15 protein-coding genes and 1 riboswitch are annotated in these 15,699 nt (G+C 69.5%); of the genes, 2 read left to right on the top strand and 13 right to left on the bottom strand.

Going from position 1 to position 15,699, the window contains the following annotated elements:
- Window positions 1-23: 23 nt before the first annotated feature.
- From IC63_RS10785 to IC63_RS10815, 8 genes are all read right to left on the bottom strand, one after another.
- On the bottom strand, window positions 24-980 hold the full coding sequence (locus IC63_RS10785) for an ABC transporter permease (RefSeq protein ID WP_084115751.1): 957 nt from the start codon (window positions 978-980) through the stop codon (window positions 24-26).
- The gene (locus tag IC63_RS10790; protein WP_036720136.1) at window positions 977-1,840 is read right to left on the bottom strand and encodes an ABC transporter permease; all 864 of its coding nucleotides are present in this window, start codon (window positions 1,838-1,840) and stop codon (window positions 977-979) included. Before IC63_RS10790 ends, IC63_RS10785 begins: the two co-directional genes overlap by 4 nt.
- Before the next feature lie 78 nt (window positions 1,841-1,918).
- Window positions 1,919-2,701, bottom strand: a complete 783-nt coding sequence (locus IC63_RS10795) for an ABC transporter ATP-binding protein (protein WP_036720139.1) — start codon at window positions 2,699-2,701, stop codon at window positions 1,919-1,921.
- Window positions 2,698-3,177 carry a hypothetical protein gene (locus IC63_RS18135; protein ID WP_156965443.1) on the bottom strand — a complete coding sequence of 160 codons (480 nt, stop codon included), beginning with the start codon at window positions 3,175-3,177 and terminating at the stop codon, window positions 2,698-2,700. Before IC63_RS18135 ends, IC63_RS10795 begins: the two co-directional genes overlap by 4 nt.
- 82 nt (window positions 3,178-3,259) lie before the next feature.
- Window positions 3,260-4,714, bottom strand: a complete 1,455-nt coding sequence (hydA, locus tag IC63_RS10800; protein ID WP_036720141.1) for a dihydropyrimidinase — start codon at window positions 4,712-4,714, stop codon at window positions 3,260-3,262.
- 64 nt (window positions 4,715-4,778) lie between these two features.
- A complete protein-coding gene (locus IC63_RS10805) occupies window positions 4,779-6,026 on the bottom strand; it encodes a Zn-dependent hydrolase (protein WP_036720144.1) in 1,248 nt (415 codons plus the stop codon).
- A 57-nt stretch (window positions 6,027-6,083) separates the two neighbouring features.
- Window positions 6,084-6,365: a cupin domain-containing protein gene (locus IC63_RS10810; protein ID WP_036720146.1), complete on the bottom strand. Its 282-nt coding sequence runs from the start codon at window positions 6,363-6,365 to the stop codon at window positions 6,084-6,086.
- Complete coding sequence (locus IC63_RS10815) at window positions 6,362-7,687, bottom strand: aspartate aminotransferase family protein (protein ID WP_036720148.1); 1,326 nt, start codon at window positions 7,685-7,687, stop codon at window positions 6,362-6,364. The genes IC63_RS10810 and IC63_RS10815 overlap by 4 nt, the downstream gene beginning before the upstream one ends.
- Window positions 7,688-7,820: 133 nt before the next feature.
- On the opposite strand from IC63_RS10815, the gene IC63_RS10820 reads away from it, so the two are divergent.
- Window positions 7,821-8,432 (top strand): TetR family transcriptional regulator C-terminal domain-containing protein, encoded by a 612-nt coding sequence (locus IC63_RS10820; RefSeq protein WP_036720156.1) that lies wholly within the window; start codon window positions 7,821-7,823, stop codon window positions 8,430-8,432.
- Window positions 8,433-8,556: 124 nt separating this feature from the next.
- Window positions 8,557-10,536: a potassium transporter Kup gene (locus tag IC63_RS10825; protein WP_232222587.1), complete on the top strand. Its 1,980-nt coding sequence runs from the start codon at window positions 8,557-8,559 to the stop codon at window positions 10,534-10,536.
- Window positions 10,537-10,567: 31 nt separating this feature from the next.
- Here the strand turns inward: IC63_RS10825 and IC63_RS10830 are convergent, their stop codons facing one another.
- The 5 genes from IC63_RS10830 to IC63_RS10850 all read right to left on the bottom strand — a co-directional run.
- Window positions 10,568-11,296: an ABC transporter permease gene (locus tag IC63_RS10830; RefSeq protein ID WP_036720186.1), complete on the bottom strand. Its 729-nt coding sequence runs from the start codon at window positions 11,294-11,296 to the stop codon at window positions 10,568-10,570.
- Window positions 11,296-11,994, bottom strand: coding sequence for an ABC transporter ATP-binding protein (locus IC63_RS10835; RefSeq protein ID WP_036720159.1), 699 nt, complete (start codon window positions 11,992-11,994; stop codon window positions 11,296-11,298). Before IC63_RS10835 ends, IC63_RS10830 begins: the two co-directional genes overlap by 1 nt.
- A gap of 62 nt (window positions 11,995-12,056) precedes the next feature.
- Window positions 12,057-12,161, bottom strand: a riboswitch (TPP riboswitch).
- A 100-nt stretch (window positions 12,162-12,261) separates the two neighbouring features.
- The gene (locus tag IC63_RS10840) at window positions 12,262-13,692 is read right to left on the bottom strand and encodes a Glu/Leu/Phe/Val family dehydrogenase (RefSeq protein ID WP_036720162.1); all 1,431 of its coding nucleotides are present in this window, start codon (window positions 13,690-13,692) and stop codon (window positions 12,262-12,264) included.
- A gap of 119 nt (window positions 13,693-13,811) precedes the next feature.
- Window positions 13,812-15,113: a guanine deaminase gene (guaD, locus tag IC63_RS10845; protein WP_036720168.1), complete on the bottom strand. Its 1,302-nt coding sequence runs from the start codon at window positions 15,111-15,113 to the stop codon at window positions 13,812-13,814.
- On the bottom strand, window positions 15,110-15,699 hold a 590-nt coding region (locus IC63_RS10850), incomplete at its 5' end, for an XdhC family protein (protein ID WP_036720190.1). The genes IC63_RS10850 and guaD, both read right to left, overlap by 4 nt.

The following is a 15,699-nucleotide window of genomic DNA, read 5'->3' on the forward strand; positions in this document are numbered from 1 at the left end:
CAATGTGGGGTCTCTGCCCCGATTCAGCCGCGCTGCGACGGATGCCAGAACGTGGCGCGCCGTTCGATCAGGGCGACGATGCCATAGAACAGCGACCCGGCGATCGCCGCCATCAGAATTTCCGCCCAGACCAGCGCCAGGTCCATCTGACCGACCGCGGTCGAGATCCGGAATCCCATCCCCCGCGTCGGGCTGCCGAAGAATTCGGCAACGATGGCGCCTATCAGGGCAAGGGTGGTGGTGATCTTCAACCCGTTGAACAGTAACGGCATCGCGGCCGGCAGGCGCAGCTTCAGCAGCGACTGCCAGTAGCCCGCGCTCCATGTCGCCATCTGGTCGCGCTGCAACGCGTCGGTGGCGGCAAGCCCCGCGACCATGTTCACGAGGATCGGGAAGAACACCATCACCACGACGACGGCGGCCTTGGACTGCCAGTCAAAGCCGAACCACATGACGAGGATCGGGGCGATGCCGACGATGGGCAGGGCGGCCACGAAATTGCCGATCGGCAGCAGCCCGCGCTGCAGGAAGGGCGAGCGGTCGATGGCGATGGCGGTCAGCACCGCGGCGGCGGCCCCGATCAGCCAGCCCGACAGAGCGCCCTTGACCAGCGTCTGCCACAGATCGCCGAGGATCATCGGCAGCGCCGCGACGAAGCGGGCGCCGATGGCCGAGGGCGCGGGCAGGATCACCTGCGGCACCGCGAAGACCGTCACCGCCATTTCCCACACCGTGAGCAGCGTCAGGCCAAAGATCGCGGCCACCGCGAAGCGGCGCAGACGTTCCCACTCGGCTGTGACGGCGAGGTTGGCCAGCCGGGCATTCGCCCCCCAGAGGCCAAGCCAGACCAGCGCCAGCCCCACCGCGCGCCCCAAAGGACCAGGCGCGGCCCACAGCGCAGCCGCTCCGGCAATCCCGAGGAGCAGCGGCGCCCAGCCCCAGTCCGCGGCGGCCCGCGGCGCGTCGGCCCCCGCGCTCATCGCGACAGCCCCATGCGGCGCAGGGTGATCCGCTCGGCAAGCCCGATCAGCCAGACCAGCGCGGCGGCCAGAATCGCCGCGGCGAACAGCGCCGCCCAGATCTGGATCGTCTGCCCGTAATAGGACCCCGAGAGCAGCCGCGCCCCCAGCCCCTGCGTGGCACCGGCGGGCAGCTCGCCCACGATCGTCCCGACCAGCGCCGCCGCGACCGCGACCTTGAGCGAGGCGAACAGATAGGGCAGGGACACCGGCAGCCGCAGATGCCGCAGCACCTGTCCGGAGCTTGCGTTCCACGACCGCATCAGGTCCATCTGCATCGCATCCGGCGCGCGCAGTCCCTTGACCATGCCGACCAGCACCGGAAAGAACGACAGCCACGCCGCGATGAACGCCTTGGGCAGCAGCCCGGTCACCCCGGCGCTGGCAAAGACCACGATCACCATCGGCGCGATGGCGAGGATCGGCACGGTCTGCGATGCCACCGCCCAGGGCATGATCGACATGTCCATCGCGCGGTTGTGCACGATCCCCACCGCGAGGATCATGCCCGCCGCCGCGCCGATGGCAAAGCCCGCGAGCGTCGCGCCCAGTGTGATCCAGCCATGCCAGACGAGGCTGCGCTTCGAGGTGATCTTCTGCCCCGCGACCCCCTCCCACAGCCCCGCCGCGACCTGATGCGGCGCCGGCAGGACCGGACGCTCCAGCACCATCGTCTCGCGCAGCAGCCGGCCCGCCGTCACCGTCTCGCCGGCCCGTGCCGCCTGATCGCGCACCCAGGCCGCGTTCATGCCCACCGCCGCCAGATACCACAGCGCCACGATGGCCGCGAGAACGCTCAGCACCGGCAGCACGCGGCTCATGCCCCGGCGCCTTTCTTCTTTGCGGAAATATCCCGCGTGGGTGCGGGGGCGCGAAGCCCCCGCTGCGCCGGGCGCCGCTCAGTCATAGGAATGCCCCGCACGCAGCCCCTCGCGGACACGGTGGGCTGTCTCGATGAAGGCGGCGCTGTCGCGGATCTCGAGCGGCCGCTGGCGCGGCAGGGGGCTGTCGATCACGTCGGTGATGCGCCCTGGGCGCGGGCTCATCACCACGATCTTCGTCGACAGATACACCGCCTCGGGGATCGAGTGGGTCACGAAGCCGATGGTCTTGCCGGTCTTGGCCCACAGCGCCAGCAGAGCCTCGTTCAGCCGGTCGCGGACGATCTCGTCCAGCGCCCCGAAGGGCTCGTCCATCAGCAGGATGTCGGCGTCGAAGGCGAGCGCGCGGGCGATGCTGGCCCGCTGCTGCATGCCCCCCGACAGCTGCCAGGGATACTTGCCGCCGAACTGGCCCAGCTCGACCAGATCCAGCACCCGCGCCACCCGCTCGGCCCGGTCGGGGCGAGAAAACCCCATGATCTCCAGCGGCAGCGCGATGTTGCCGGCGATGGTCCGCCAGGGATACAGGCCGGGCGCCTGAAAGACATAGCCATAGGCCCGCGCCCGGCGCGCCTGATCCGGGGTCATGCCGTTCACCGTCAACGTGCCGCCCGTCGGCGATTCCAGCCCCGCGATGCAGCGCAGGAAGGTCGTCTTGCCGCAGCCCGAGGGTCCGATGAAGCTGACGAAATCGCCCGGCCCGATGTCCAGCGACACGTCCTTGAGCGCATGGACAGGCGCGTCCGCGGTGGGAAAGGTCAGCGACACATCGCGGGCAGAGATGACGGGAGATGGCATCATCGAATCCCGGCGCCGGCGGGTTTCGTGACATGGCCCGATCTGTCGCGATAGGCCCATCGCGCGACGCTCGGCGCCAACATAATTGCCGCAATACCGACAACGCCGACGACGATTTCTGCGCCATCGCCGTTGCTCCGCGTCATCAGGGCGATCCAAAGCACGGTGGCCACAGCTGCCGTCGCAATACCGGCATATTCCGCGGAAACCGTAAGGCCGCCGCGCCGCCGGCCAGCCAATAAACCAACGCGAACGCGATGAGAGACGGCAGAAACCCGATCAGCAGCATCGGACCAAAGACCATAGTGCCGCCGACAAGGCCCATCACCAGAGCCCCGCCTGCCGCCTCTGCATTTCCGTGCATTAACGAACGCAATCGCCGCGCCGGCGCTGCTGACGACGACCGACAGCGCCATCGTGCCGACGACGAACAGCATGAAACGGTCGTCCAGACCGCTCAAACGCGCCAGACGGATCACGGCTGCGGCCCCTTGCTCATCATTACCTCGCTTTCTGCATCGGACACAGGCGGCGCCCCGCGAGACGACAGAACCTGCCCCATCACACCCCCGTCGCGGGGATGCCGCTGCGCTGGATCGGGCGCGGCGCCGACAGTTCCTTCCATGCCGACAGGGCGCGGTTGACCTCGCCGCGCGGGGTCCGGGCGACGAACTCGCCCCAGCCTTCGCGAGCGTCCAGCTTGCCCTCTGTCACGGCGACGCGACCACGAGTCAGGGTAAAGCGGGGCAGGCCGGTGACCGCGTGGCCCTCGAAGACATTGTAATCGATGGCCGACTGCTGGGTCGCCGCGCTGATCGTCTTGCCCGCCTTGGGGTCGAGCACGACCAGATCGGCATCGGCGCCCACCATCACAGCGCCCTTCTTCGGATACATCCCCATAATCTTGGCGATGTTGGTCGAGGTGATCGCCACGAACTCGTTCGGCGTCAGCCGCCCGGTCGCCACCCCGTGCGTCCACAGCATCGGCATACGGTCCTCGAGCCCGCCCGTCCCGTTCGGGATCCTGGTGAAGTCCCCGACGCCGAAGCGCTTCTGTTCGGTGGTGAAGGCGCAGTGATCCGTCGCCACCGCCGACAGCGACCCCGACATCAGACCGGCCCACAGCGAATCCTGGTGCCGCTTGTTGCGGAACGGCGGCGACATCACCCGGCGGGCGGCGTGGTCCCAGTCGGGGTTGGCATATTCGCTGTCGTCCAGCGTCAGGTGCTGGATCAGCGGCTCGCCCCACACCCGCTTGCCCAGAGCGCGGGCGCGGCGGATCGCCTCGTGGCTGTCCTCGCAGGAGACATGGACGACATACAGCGGCACGCCGGCCATGTCGGCCAGCATGATGGCGCGGTTCGTCGCCTCGCCCTCGACCTGGGGCGGGCGGGAATAGGCGTGGGCCTCGGGGCCGGTATTGCCCTCGGCCAGCAGCCGCGCGCACATCTCGGCCACGACATCGCCGTTTTCGGCATGGACCATGGCGATGCCGCCCAGGTCGCCCACGCGGCGGAACGAGGCGAACATCTCGTCGTCGTTCACCATCAGGGCGCCCTTGTAGGCCATGAAGTGCTTGAAGCTGGTGATCCCCCGATCCACCACCTGTTCCATCTCGTCGAAGATCTCGCGCCGCCAGCCGGTGATCGCCATGTGGAAGGAATAGTCGCAATGCGCGCGGGCGGTCTTGTTGTCCCAGACCTTCAGCGCGTCCATGAGGCTCTGATCCGGCGCGGGCAAGGCGAAGTCGATGACCATCGTCGTCCCGCCCGCCAGCGCCGCGCGGGTGCCGCTGTCGAAATCATCGGCGGAGTAGGTGCCCATGAAGGGCATCTCGAGATGCGTATGCGGGTCGATCCCGCCCGGCATGACGAAGCAGCCGGTGGCGTCGAGGGTCGTGTCGCCGGAGAGGTTCGGGCCGATCTCGGTGATCTTCCCGTTCTCGACCTTCACATCGGCCGGATAGCTCAGATCGGCGGTGACGACCGTTCCGCCCCTGATGACCGTGCTGCCCACATCCGTTCTCCTTGCTCAAGTATCCTCCGGGGGTCCGGGGGTGGAAAACCCCCGGTTCGGCGGTTCAGCTGGCAACCCCCGCCACATCCAGCACCGCATTTAACAGCACATCGCACCCCGCCGCGGCCCACTCGGGCGAGATCTCCTCGGCCTCGTTATGCGACAGGCCGTCCACGCACGGGCACATGATCATCACCGTCGGCGCGACGCGGTTGATCCAGCAGGCGTCGTGGCCGGCGCCCGACACGATGTCCATGTGGGCATAACCCAGCCGCTCGGCGGCGCCGCGGACCACCTCGACCAGGCCCGGATCGAAGGTCACCGGGTCAAAATGCCCGACCGGCTCGATGGAAATCCCCAGCCCCAGATCGGCGGCGATCTGCGCGGCCTCGGTTTCCAGCCGCGCGCGCATGGACGTCAGCTTGCCCAGATCGGGGGACCGGAAGTCGATCGTGAACACTGCCTTGCCGGGGATCACGTTGCGCGAGTTGGGCCAGACATTCGCCTGCCCAACCGCGCCCACCGCGTCGGGCTGGTGGTCCATGGCGATCCGGTGCACGGCCTCGATGATCCGCGCCATGCCCAGCCCCGCATTGACCCGCATCGCCATCGGGGTCGAGCCGGTGTGCGCGTCCTTGCCGGTCAGCGTGACCTCGAGCCACCACAGGCCCTGGCCGTGGGTGACGACGCCGATCTCGCGGCCCTCGGCTTCGAGGATCGGGCCCTGCTCGATGTGATATTCGAACATCGCGTGGATCGGGCGGCCGCCGACCGGCTGGTCGCCGCGCCAGCCGATCCGGTCCAGCTCGTCACCGAAGCGCTTGCCCTCGGCGTCGGTGCGGCTGTTGGCGTAGCCCTCGTCATGCATCCCGGCAAACACGCCCGAGGCAAGCATCGCCGGCGCGAACCGCGCGCCTTCCTCGTTGGTCCAGTTCACCACCACGATGGGCCGCCTGGGCGTCACCCCCATGTCGCGGATCGACCGCACCACCTCGAGCCCCGCCAGCACCCCCAGCACGCCGTCGAACCTGCCGCCCGTGGGCTGGGTGTCCAGATGGCTGCCGATATGGACCGGGTCGGCGTAGGGGTCGGCGCCCTCGAGCCGCATGAACATGTTGCCCATCCGGTCCACCGCCATCGTCATGCCGGCGGCCTCGCACCAGGACTGGAACAGGCGGCGGCCCTCGGCGTCGGCGTCGGTGAGGGTCTGGCGGTTGTTGCCGCCGGCGATGCCGGGGCCGATCTTCGCCATCTCCATCAGCGACTCCCACAGGCGTTCGCCGTTCACCCGCTGGTTGCCGGGGCTGATCATGCCGTCTCTCCCTGTCTGGCGCGGCGGCCGGTTCTGGCGCGGCCGTCCGCAGGTGGTCTATTTCAGCTCGACCTCGATGAAGGCCATCGGCGCGTCGCCGGCATTGATGACGTTGTGTTCCGTGCCCTCGGGCCGGGTATAGGCCTGGCCCGCCGGGATCATGCTGTCGCGGACCTCGCCCCCCGGCAGCTCCAGCCGCAGGTAGCAGTCGGTCAGCGTGGTGATGACGTATTCATAGGGATGCGTGTGCCACCCCGTCTCGTCGCCGGGCTGGAAATCGAAGCGGGTGACGCGCACCCGCTCGTTCTCCATCAGCGGCGTGCCGACCGCGTCGCTCATGCGGCCTCGCTCAGCACCTGGCCCAGCGTGCCGATCAGCTCGTCGATCTGCGCTTCCGAGATGATCAGGGGCGGCGACAGCGCGATGATGTCGCCGGTGACGCGGATCAGGATGCCGGCCTCGAACGCCTTGACGAAGACGTCGAAGGCACGCTTCCCTGGCTGGCCCTCGATCGGCGCGAGTTCCACCGCGCCGATCAGGCCCATGTTGCGGATATCGACCACATGGGGCCGGTCGGCCAGCCCGTGCAGGGCGTTTTCCCAATAGGTCTCGAGCGAGGCGGCCCGCGTCAGCAGCCCGTCCTCGGCATAGGTGTCCAGCGTGGCGATGCCGGCGGCCGAGGCGATCGGGTTGCCGGAATAGGTATAGCCGTGGAACAGCTCGATCACGTGTTCCGGGCCGGTCATGAAGGCGTCGTGGATCGCGGCCGAGGTCAGCACGGCGCCCATCGGAATGACCCCGTTGGTCAGCCCCTTGGCGCAGGTGACCATGTCCGGCACCACCCCGAAATGCTGCGCCGCAAAGGGCGAGCCCAGCCGGCCGAAGCCGGTGATGACCTCGTCGAAGATCAGCAAGATGCCGTGCTTGCGGGTGATCTCGCGCAGCTTTTCCAGATAGCCCTTGGGCGGCATCAGCACGCCGGTGGACCCGGCCATCGGCTCCACGATCACCGCCGCGATAGTTTCCGCGCCGTGCAGGGTCACGATCCGTTCCAGCTCGTCCGCCAGATGGGCGCCGTGTTCCGGCTGGCCGCGGGTCATGCGGTTTTCCGGCAGGTGGGTGTGCGGCATGTGGTCGACGCCCGCCAGCAGCGTGCCGAAGAAGCGGCGGTTGTTCACGATCCCGCCGACCGAGATGCCGCCGAAGCCGACGCCGTGATAGCCCCGCTCGCGCCCGATCAGCCGGGTCCGCTGCCCCTCGCCGCGGGCGCGGTGATAGGCCAGCGCGATCTTCAGCGCCGTGTCCACCGCCTCGGAACCGGAATTGGTATAGAAGACGTGGTCGATCCCGTCCGGCGCGATGTCCACCAGCCGGTTCGCCAGCTCGAACGCCGTCGGGTGGCCCATCTGGAACGCCGGCGCATAGTCGAGCGTGCCCGCCATCTCGCTGATCGCCCGGGTGATCCGCGGCCGCCCGTGGCCCGCGTTGCAGCACCACAGCCCGGCGGTGCCGTCCAGGATCGGGCGTCCGTCGGCGCTGGTGTAATGCATGTCCTGCGCGGCAACCAGCATCCGCGGCTGCGACTTGAACTGGCGGTTCGAGGTGAACGGCATCCAGAAGGCGCGCAAGTCATTCGGAGCGGGTTTGTGGTCGAGAGCCATGAGGATGCCCTTGCTGGCTGAGGGTGGCGCGCGGGAATTGACCATTTGGTCAGGATCACGCTAGCACGGGGCCTGACCCAGTCAAGCCGCCGTCTGCACGGGCGCCGCGGCGCGCGCCCCCAGGGAAGCACCGATGACGACCGAGGCCAGCCGCAGCCGCATCCAGACCCGCAACCGCCAGGCGATCCTCGACGCCGCGCTGGACGAGTTCTCGGCCCGCGGCTTTGCCGGCGTCACCATCGACCGCATCGCCGCGGCGGCGGGGCTGTCCAAGCCCAACGTGCTGTATTACTTCGCCTCGAAACAGGCCATTCACCGCGCCCTGCTGGACGGCCTGCTGGACCTGTGGCTGGCGCCGCTGCGCGAGATGGACCCCGGCGGCGATCCGCAGCACGAGGTGCTGGCCTATGTCCGCAAGAAGCTGGCGCTGTCGCAAAGCCACCCCCGCGAAAGCCGGCTGTTCGCCAACGAGGTGCTGCAGGGCGCCGGTCACCTGGGTCCGGTCCTGCAAGAGGACCTGGCCGCGCTGGTGGCCGACCGGGCCGCGGTCATCTCGCGCTGGATCGCCCAGGGCCGCATCGCGCCCGTCGATCCCCATCACCTGATCTTCTCGATCTGGGCGCTGACCCAGCATTACGCCGATTTCGAGGTCCAGGTCCGCGCCGTTCTGGGCCCCGGTCACGACCCCTATGCCGAGGCCGGGGCATTCCTGGACATGCTCTACCGCAGGCTCCTGGCCGTCTGAGTTGCCACCCTCAGCTGGCGGCCCCCGCGTCAATCCGCCGTCCGTCATTGATCAGCTTGCCATTCGCTGACGGTTTCGCGAGAAGCCCGCAATCTGCCCGAAAAAGGCGACACAAGGCGAATCGATGCCCGAGACCCAGGTTCCGCCGCAGAAAGCCGGTCACGACCCGATGTCCCCCCTTGCCCCGTCAACGCCCGCCGATCCCCGCGCAGGGGCGGAACTGCATGACGCGCCAGAGGGCCAGCACCATCACCCAAAGGCCTCGCCGGCGCTGGTGCTGTCCTGTCTGGGCGTCGTCTTCGGCGACATCGGCACCTCGCCGCTGTATGCGCTGCGCGAATCCCTCGTTCACGCCCGCGAACACCACATGGCCGAGACGGCGGTCATCGGCATCGTGTCGATGCTGTTCTGGACCGTGGTGCTGATCGTCACCGTGAAATACGTCATCCTGATCCTGCGCGCCGACAACAACGGCGAAGGCGGCACGCTGTCGCTGGTCGCCAAGGCGCAGGGCGCGCTGGGGCGCCGGGCCTGGTGGCTGTACCTGACCGGGGTGGTCGGCGTCTCGCTGTTCTTCGGCGACGCGATCATCACCCCTGCGATGTCGGTGATGTCGGCGGTCGAGGGCATGGACCTGGTGTTTCCGGGCTTTGGCAAATGGGTCGTGCCGGTCACCCTGGCGATCGTGATCGCGCTGTTCTGGGTCCAGCGGTCGGGGACCGAGGCGGTGTCGCGGCTGTTTGGTCCGGTCATGCTGGTCTGGTTCGGCACCATGGCGGTGCTGGGCGCGTTGCACCTGTTCGACGACGCGCGCATCCTGCAGGCCCTGAACCCGCTGCGGGCGGCCAGCTTCATCGCCACCAACGGCTTTGGCGCGCTGCCGGTGATGGGGTCGGTCTTCCTGGCCGTCACCGGGGCCGAGGCGCTTTACGCGGACATGGGCCATTTCGGGCGCCGCCCGGTGCGGATCTCGTGGCTGGCGATCGTATTTCCGGCGCTGGCGATCAGCTATTTCGGGCAGGGCGCGATGGTGCTGTCGCACCCCGAAACCGCCGTGAACCCGTTCTTCCTGCTGGCGCCGTCGTGGTTTACCTTGCCGCTGGTGCTGCTGGCGACGGCGGCGACGGTGATCGCCAGCCAGGCGGTGATCTCGGGGGCGTTCTCGGTCAGCCAGCAGGCGGTGCAGCTGGGGCTGCTGCCGCGGCTGGAGATTCAGCACACCTCGGACACCCAGGCCGGGCAGATCTACATGCCCCGGGTCAACACCATGCTGATGGTCGGCGTCTGCGCGCTGGTGCTGGCGTTCGGGTCGTCTGCGCGGCTGGCCAGTGCCTACGGGATCGCGGTGACGGGGGACATGGTCATCACCTCGATCCTGGCGATCATCGTGTTCCGCTTTTCCTGGGGCTGGCGCTGGCCGGTGGTGCTGGCGATCATGCTGCCAATCCTCGCGGTCGAGCTGATCTTCTTCTACGCCAACATCCTCAAGGTCCCGGATGGCGGCTACATCCCGCTGCTGTTCGCCGTGGTGGTCATCACCTTCATGGTTGTCTGGATGCGCGGATCGCAGCTGATCCAGCAGAAGCTGTCGGCGGAATCGGTGCAGATCGACTTCCTGGCCGGCAAGCTGACCGACAGCCCGCCGACGATCGTGCCGGGCACGGCGGTGTTCCTGACCGCCGACCCTGCGATCGCGCCGCCGGCGCTGATGCATAACCTCAAGCACAATCGCGTCCTGCACGAACGCAACTTCATCGTGAAGGTCGAGACGGCGCCGACCCCGACCGTGTCCGACGAGAACCGCATCCGTATCGAACAGATCGCCCCGCGCTTCTGGCGGGTCTGGCTGCGCTTTGGCTACATGGAACAGCCGAACGTGCCGCGCGCCCTGGCCCTGGCGAAAGAGCGCGGCCACAAGTTCGACATCATGTCGACCTCGTATTTCCTCAACCGCCGCTCGCTGCGGGTCGGCAAGGCGCGGGTGATGCCGCTATGGGCGTCGCGGCTGTATGCCGGGATGTACCGCTCGGCGTCCGAGCCCACGAACTTCTACCGCCTGCCCTCGAACCGGGTGGTCGAGCTGGGCCAGCAGATCAACATCTGACCTGGCCGCGCCAGGGCCGTCGCGGTCGGGATCAGAAGCCCCGCCGCGCCAGCATCCGCCGCAGGCCCGCATCGATCACGGCGTACAGCGCCAGCGACAGCGCTACGACGACGATCAGGGCGGCGAACATCAGGTCGGTCTTCATCCGCCCGTTGGCCTGGATCATCAGCGCCCCAAGCCCGCGGGCGCCGCCGACCCATTCCCCGATCACCGCCCCCACCGGCGCATAGATGGCCCCCAGCCGCAGCCCCGAGGCGAGCCGCGGCAGCGCCGCCGGCAGCCGCAGATGCCGCAGCATCGCCCAGCGGCCGGCGCCCATCACCCGCGCCACGTCCATCTGCGCCGCCGGGGGCGCCATCAGCCCGTCATACAGGGCCTGCGCGACCGGCACGAAGACGATCAGCACCACCATCGCGATCTTGGGGGCGAGGCCGAACCCCAGCCACAGCGTGAGGATGGGCGCGAGAGCAAAGACCGGGATCGTCTGGCTGACGATCAGCGCCGGCGACAGCGCCCGCCCCACCGGCCGCCACGCTGCCATCGCCAGCGCCAGCGCGATGCCCAGTCCGGCCCCGAGGACCAGCCCGACCAGCGTCTCGGCCGCCGTGAACAGCGCTGCCTGCGCGATCTCGGCGCGCGAGGCCGCCAGCGTCTGCGCCACCTTCGCCGGTCCCGGCAGCAGATAGGGCGGCAGTCCGGTCAGCCACACCGCCGCCTGCCACAGCGCCACCGCCGCCAGCACCCCGATCACCCCCCGGATCATGCGATCAGCCTTTCGGTCAGCCCGGCCTGCGCGGCCAGCACCTCGGGCGCGTCGTGGCGGCGCGGGACCTCGCCCGGCGGGGCGTCGATCTCGGCCAGCCCGGCGGGGGTCATCACGAGGAAGCGGTCGCCCAGACGCGCCGCCTCGGCGGGATCGTGGGTGACCATCAGCACCGTCCGTCCCTTCAGCAGCCGCACCGCCATGTCGCCGGTCATCAGCCGCAGCCGGGCGTCCAGGGCCGAGAACGGCTCGTCCAGCAGCACCAGCGGGCGGTCCTCGGCCAGGGTGCGAGCGAGCGCGACGCGCTGGCGCTGCCCGCCCGACAGGTTGGCCGGCAGGCGGGTTTCCAGCCCGGTCAGCTCGACCGCGTCGATCAGCGCGGCGATGCGGGCGGGGTCGGCGCGCTCGCCCCGCAGCCGGGCGCCCAGCGCCACGTTCTGGGCCACAGTCAGCCAGGAAAACAGCCCCGGGTCCTGCCCCATCAGCGCCGCCGGCGCGCTGTCGACGGTGCCGCGGAAGTCGACCCCCGTGGGCAGGCCGGCCAGCAGCCGCAGCAGGGTGGACTTGCCCACGCCCGAGGCGCCCAGCAGGCAGGTGACCCGGCCCTGCGCCAGCCGCAGGGCCAGCGGCCCGAACAGGCCGGGGGCCTCGCCGCTTACCCCCACCGAGGCGGGGGCCGGGGTCGGTCGGGTCATCGGCGCAACTCCTCTGCGGCGGCCGGCGGCAGGTCGGGGCGCAAGGGGGGCGGGGCCGCATCGGCGTGGCGTGGCCCGTTCCCTTCGCCGGCATGACCCGGATCAGGTTCGATGGGTGCTGCGCCTTGCGCATCTCAGCCCCGCACGGGGCGCCCCAACGAGCGTTCGCCCCGAGGTTACCGACGAAGCCCCCCCGGTTGCAACCCTCAGGCCGCGCGGGGGTAGGCCCCCCGGGAGCAAGCCGCCGCGCTCGCGGGCGACCGCCGCCTACAGCCCCAGCGCGCGATAGCTGGCGGCGATGCGGCCGATGGCGACCATGTATCCCGCCGTCCGCAGGTCGGGCACCCGGCTGTCATTGTCGGCCACCGTCACCATCTGCTGGAACGCCCCGCGCATGGTGTCGTCAAGCCCCGAGCGCACCAGCTCCAGCTCGTCCGCGCCCTTGAGATAGCGCTGCTTGAAGCCCTCGGACAGCGTCCAGCCCAGCCCCTGGTCGGCCGACAGGCGCTGCAGCTCCTCGACCAGCAGGCGGTGGCGGTCCTCCTCCTGCCGGCGCTCGATGCGGCCAAAGCTGATATGGCTTAGGTTCTTGACCCATTCGAAATAGCTGACCGTCACCCCGCCGGCGTTGGCGTAAAGGTCGGGCACGATCACCACGCCGCGGTTGCGCAGCAGGCTGTCGGCCTCGGCGGTGATCGGACCGTTGGCGGCCTCGATGATCAGCTTCGCCCGGATGCCCCCCGCGTTGCCCTTGTGGATCACCCCCTCCATCGCGGCCGGGATCAGGACGTCGCAGTCGAGTTCCAGCGCCTTTGCGCCATCGGGGTCAAAGCTGGCGCCGGGGAAGCCCTCGACCCCGCCGGTGGTCCGCAGATGGGCCTGCAGATCGGCAATGTTCAGGCCGTCGGGGTTCATCACCGCTCCGTCGCGCTCGGCCACGGCGATGATCCGGGCGCCGTCCTCGGTCGACAGGAACTGCGCCGCGTGGAAGCCCACGTTGCCCAGGCCCTGCACGACGATGCGCTGCCCGTCCAGCGCGCCGCTCAAGCCCGCCTTGGCCATCACCGACGGCGTGCGGAACACCTCGCGCAGCGCATACTGGACGCCGCGGCCGGTCGCCTCGACCCGGCCGGCGATGCCGCCCAGCTGCAGCGGCTTGCCGGTGACGCAGGCGCGGGCGTTGATGTCCTCGGGGTGCAGGCGCTTGTAGGCGTCGGCCATCCACGCCATCTCGCGTTCCCCGGTGCCCATGTCCGGGGCGGGGACGTTCTGCGCCGGCGAGATCAGCCGCCGCCGCGACAGCTCATAGGTGAAGCGGCGGGTGATCTGCTCCAGCTCGGCCTCGTCCCAGGCGCGCGGGTCGATGGTCAGCCCGCCCTTGGCCCCGCCGAAGGGCAGGTCGACCAGCGCGCATTTGAAGGTCATCAGCGCCGCCAGCGCCTCGACCTCGTCCTGGTCGACGTTCAGCGCATAGCGGATGCCGCCCTTGACCGGCTCGTGATGTTCGGAATGGACCGAGCGATAGCCGGTGAAGGTGTGGATCTGCCCGCGCAGCCGCACGCCGAACCGCACCACATAGGTCGAGTTGCAGACCCGGATCTTTTCTTCCAGCCCCGGCGCAAGGTCCATCAGGCGCGCGGCCTGGGTGAACATGTCATCGACGGAATCACGGAACGAGGCGGGGTGCTGGGTATACATCTGAAATCCCTCGGCAGGCCGCCCGCGCCGCCAACGGCCGGGCAAGGATGTGACTGCCGCGAGATTAGGCACGGACGTGACGTAACGTCCAGCCGATCCGTGCTACTTTCGGATGAGTTTCAGAGGGCCGCCGCCTGCGATTTCATCGGCTTGCCGCCGACGTAAGTTTCCGCCACCGCCCGGTCGTCGCCCAGCGTCTCGATCAGGAACAGCTCCTCGGACAGGCTGCGGATGGTTTCCGCCCGCATCCGCATCGCCGGGGTGGCGCGGGCATCCAGCACCACCAGGTCGGCGTCGGTCCCGACCTCGAGCGTTCCGATCCGGTCCGCCATCCCCAGCGCCAGCGCGTTGCCGCGCGTGGCCCAGTGGAACGAGGCCAGCGGAGTCATCCGCTGCCGGCGCATCTGGCTGACCTTGTAGGCCTCGTCCAGCGTCCGCAGCATCGACCACGAGGTGCCGCCGCCGATATCGGTCGCCACGCCCGTCACCACCCCCGCCGCGCGCAGGCCCTCGCGGTCGAACAGCCCCGAGCCGAGGAACAGATTCGAGGTCGGGCAATGGATCGCCCGCGTCCCGGTTTCCGCCATCCGGGCGATCTCGCGGGGGGTCAGGTGGATCGAGTGGCCCATCAGGCTGCGCGGGCCCAGCAGCCCGTAGCGTTCGTAGATATCCAGATAATCTCGCGCGTTGGGATACAGACTTGAAGTCAGGTCGATCTCGTCGCGGTTCTCGTTCAGGTGGGTCTGGACCGGCAGGTGGGGAAACTCCGCCGCAAGCGCCCCCGCCGCCTCGAGCTGCGCGGGCGTCGAGGTGATCGCAAAGCGCGGCGTGATCGCATAGGTCAGCCGGCCGCGCCCGGCCCAGCGGTCGATCAGCGCCCGGCTGTCGTCATAGGAACTTTGCGCCGTGTCCTGCACCTCGGGGAGAGCGTTGCGGTCCATCATCACCTTGCCGCCCAGCATCGCCATGCCCCGCGCCTCGGCTTGCGCGAACAGCGCGTCGATGGAGCCCGGATGGACCGAGCCGAAGGCGCAGGCGGTGGTCGTGCCGTGCCCCAGCAGCAGGTCGAGGAACGCCCCCGCCATCCGCGCCGCATGGGCGGGGTCGGCAAAGGCCGCCTCGGCCGGGAAGGTATAGTCGTTCAGCCAGTCCAGCAGCTGCGCGGCATAGCTGGCCACCACCTGGCCCTGCGGAAAGTGGATATGCGGGTCGATGAAGCCCGGCAGGACCAGGTGCGGCCGGTGGTCGATCTGCCGCGCCTGGGGGTTGTCGCGGGCCAGCGTCGGCCCGTCGCCCATCGCGGCGATCCGCCCGTCGCGGATCAGCAACGCGCCGTCCTCGAGATAGCGGTGGCTGTCCTCGGTGTCCTCGGGGTCGGCGTGAAAGCTCAGCAGGCGGCCGCGGATCAGCGTGTCGGTCATGCGAGGGCCCTTGCAGGGGTCAGCAGCGCCGCCATGATCTCGGCCGCGGCGAAGGCGGCGATGACCTCGGGGCGCTTGTCGCGGGGAGCTGTGGCCGCGATGGGGCAGACCAGCGGCGCGGGATCGACGCCGGCGCGCGCGGCGTGTCTGGCAAAGCTCGCGCGCTTGGAGCGGCTGCCGATCATCCCGACCCAGGCCGCGTCGCGGCGAGAGAGCGCCTCGGCGGCGATCAGGAAGTCCAGCGCGTGGTCGTGGGTCATCACGACATAGGCCGCGCCCGGCGGGGCGGCGCGCACCTCGGCCTCGGGGATCGCGGTCAGGGTCGTCGGGCCGGTGGCGCGGGTCAGCTCCTCGTCCCGGCTGTCGATCAGCCGCGCCGCCACGGGCAGCGGCGCCAGCGCCGCCGCAAGCGCGCGGCCAACATGGCCGGCACCGAAGATAAGCACCGGCGTGGCGGGCGGCGGCGGGGGCGCGGGGTGGCGGGCCCGCGCCAGGGGGGCGCGGCCGCCGCAGCACCCGTCTTTTTTAAAAATCTCCCGGCCCACCGGACTAAGGCGGAAATCGGCTGGCGGCTTCTTCTTGGGAA

Origin of the sequence: Paracoccus sphaerophysae, from assembly GCF_000763805.1 — a bacterium.
GTDB classification, from domain to species: domain Bacteria; phylum Pseudomonadota; class Alphaproteobacteria; order Rhodobacterales; family Rhodobacteraceae; genus Paracoccus; species Paracoccus sphaerophysae.

What these genes read in the sequence shown, in the direction of transcription:
- IC63_RS10785 (WP_084115751.1), bottom strand. Translation starts at nt 980, where the DNA reads ATGAGCGCGGGGGCCGACGCGCCGCGGGCCGCCGCGGACTGGGGCTGG.
- IC63_RS10790 (WP_036720136.1), bottom strand. Translation starts at nt 1,840, where the DNA reads ATGAGCCGCGTGCTGCCGGTGCTGAGCGTTCTCGCGGCCATCGTGGCG.
- IC63_RS10795 (WP_036720139.1), bottom strand. Translation starts at nt 2,701, where the DNA reads ATGATGCCATCTCCCGTCATCTCTGCCCGCGATGTGTCGCTGACCTTT.
- IC63_RS10805 (WP_036720144.1), bottom strand. Translation starts at nt 6,026, where the DNA reads ATGATCAGCCCCGGCAACCAGCGGGTGAACGGCGAACGCCTGTGGGAG.
- IC63_RS10810 (WP_036720146.1), bottom strand. Translation starts at nt 6,365, where the DNA reads ATGAGCGACGCGGTCGGCACGCCGCTGATGGAGAACGAGCGGGTGCGC.
- IC63_RS10815 (WP_036720148.1), bottom strand. Translation starts at nt 7,687, where the DNA reads ATGGCTCTCGACCACAAACCCGCTCCGAATGACTTGCGCGCCTTCTGG.
- IC63_RS10820 (WP_036720156.1), top strand. Translation starts at nt 7,821, where the DNA reads ATGACGACCGAGGCCAGCCGCAGCCGCATCCAGACCCGCAACCGCCAG.
- IC63_RS10825 (WP_232222587.1), top strand. Translation starts at nt 8,557, where the DNA reads ATGCCCGAGACCCAGGTTCCGCCGCAGAAAGCCGGTCACGACCCGATG.
- IC63_RS10835 (WP_036720159.1), bottom strand. Translation starts at nt 11,994, where the DNA reads ATGACCCGACCGACCCCGGCCCCCGCCTCGGTGGGGGTAAGCGGCGAG.
- IC63_RS10840 (WP_036720162.1), bottom strand. Translation starts at nt 13,692, where the DNA reads ATGTATACCCAGCACCCCGCCTCGTTCCGTGATTCCGTCGATGACATG.
- guaD (WP_036720168.1), bottom strand. Translation starts at nt 15,113, where the DNA reads ATGACCGACACGCTGATCCGCGGCCGCCTGCTGAGCTTTCACGCCGAC.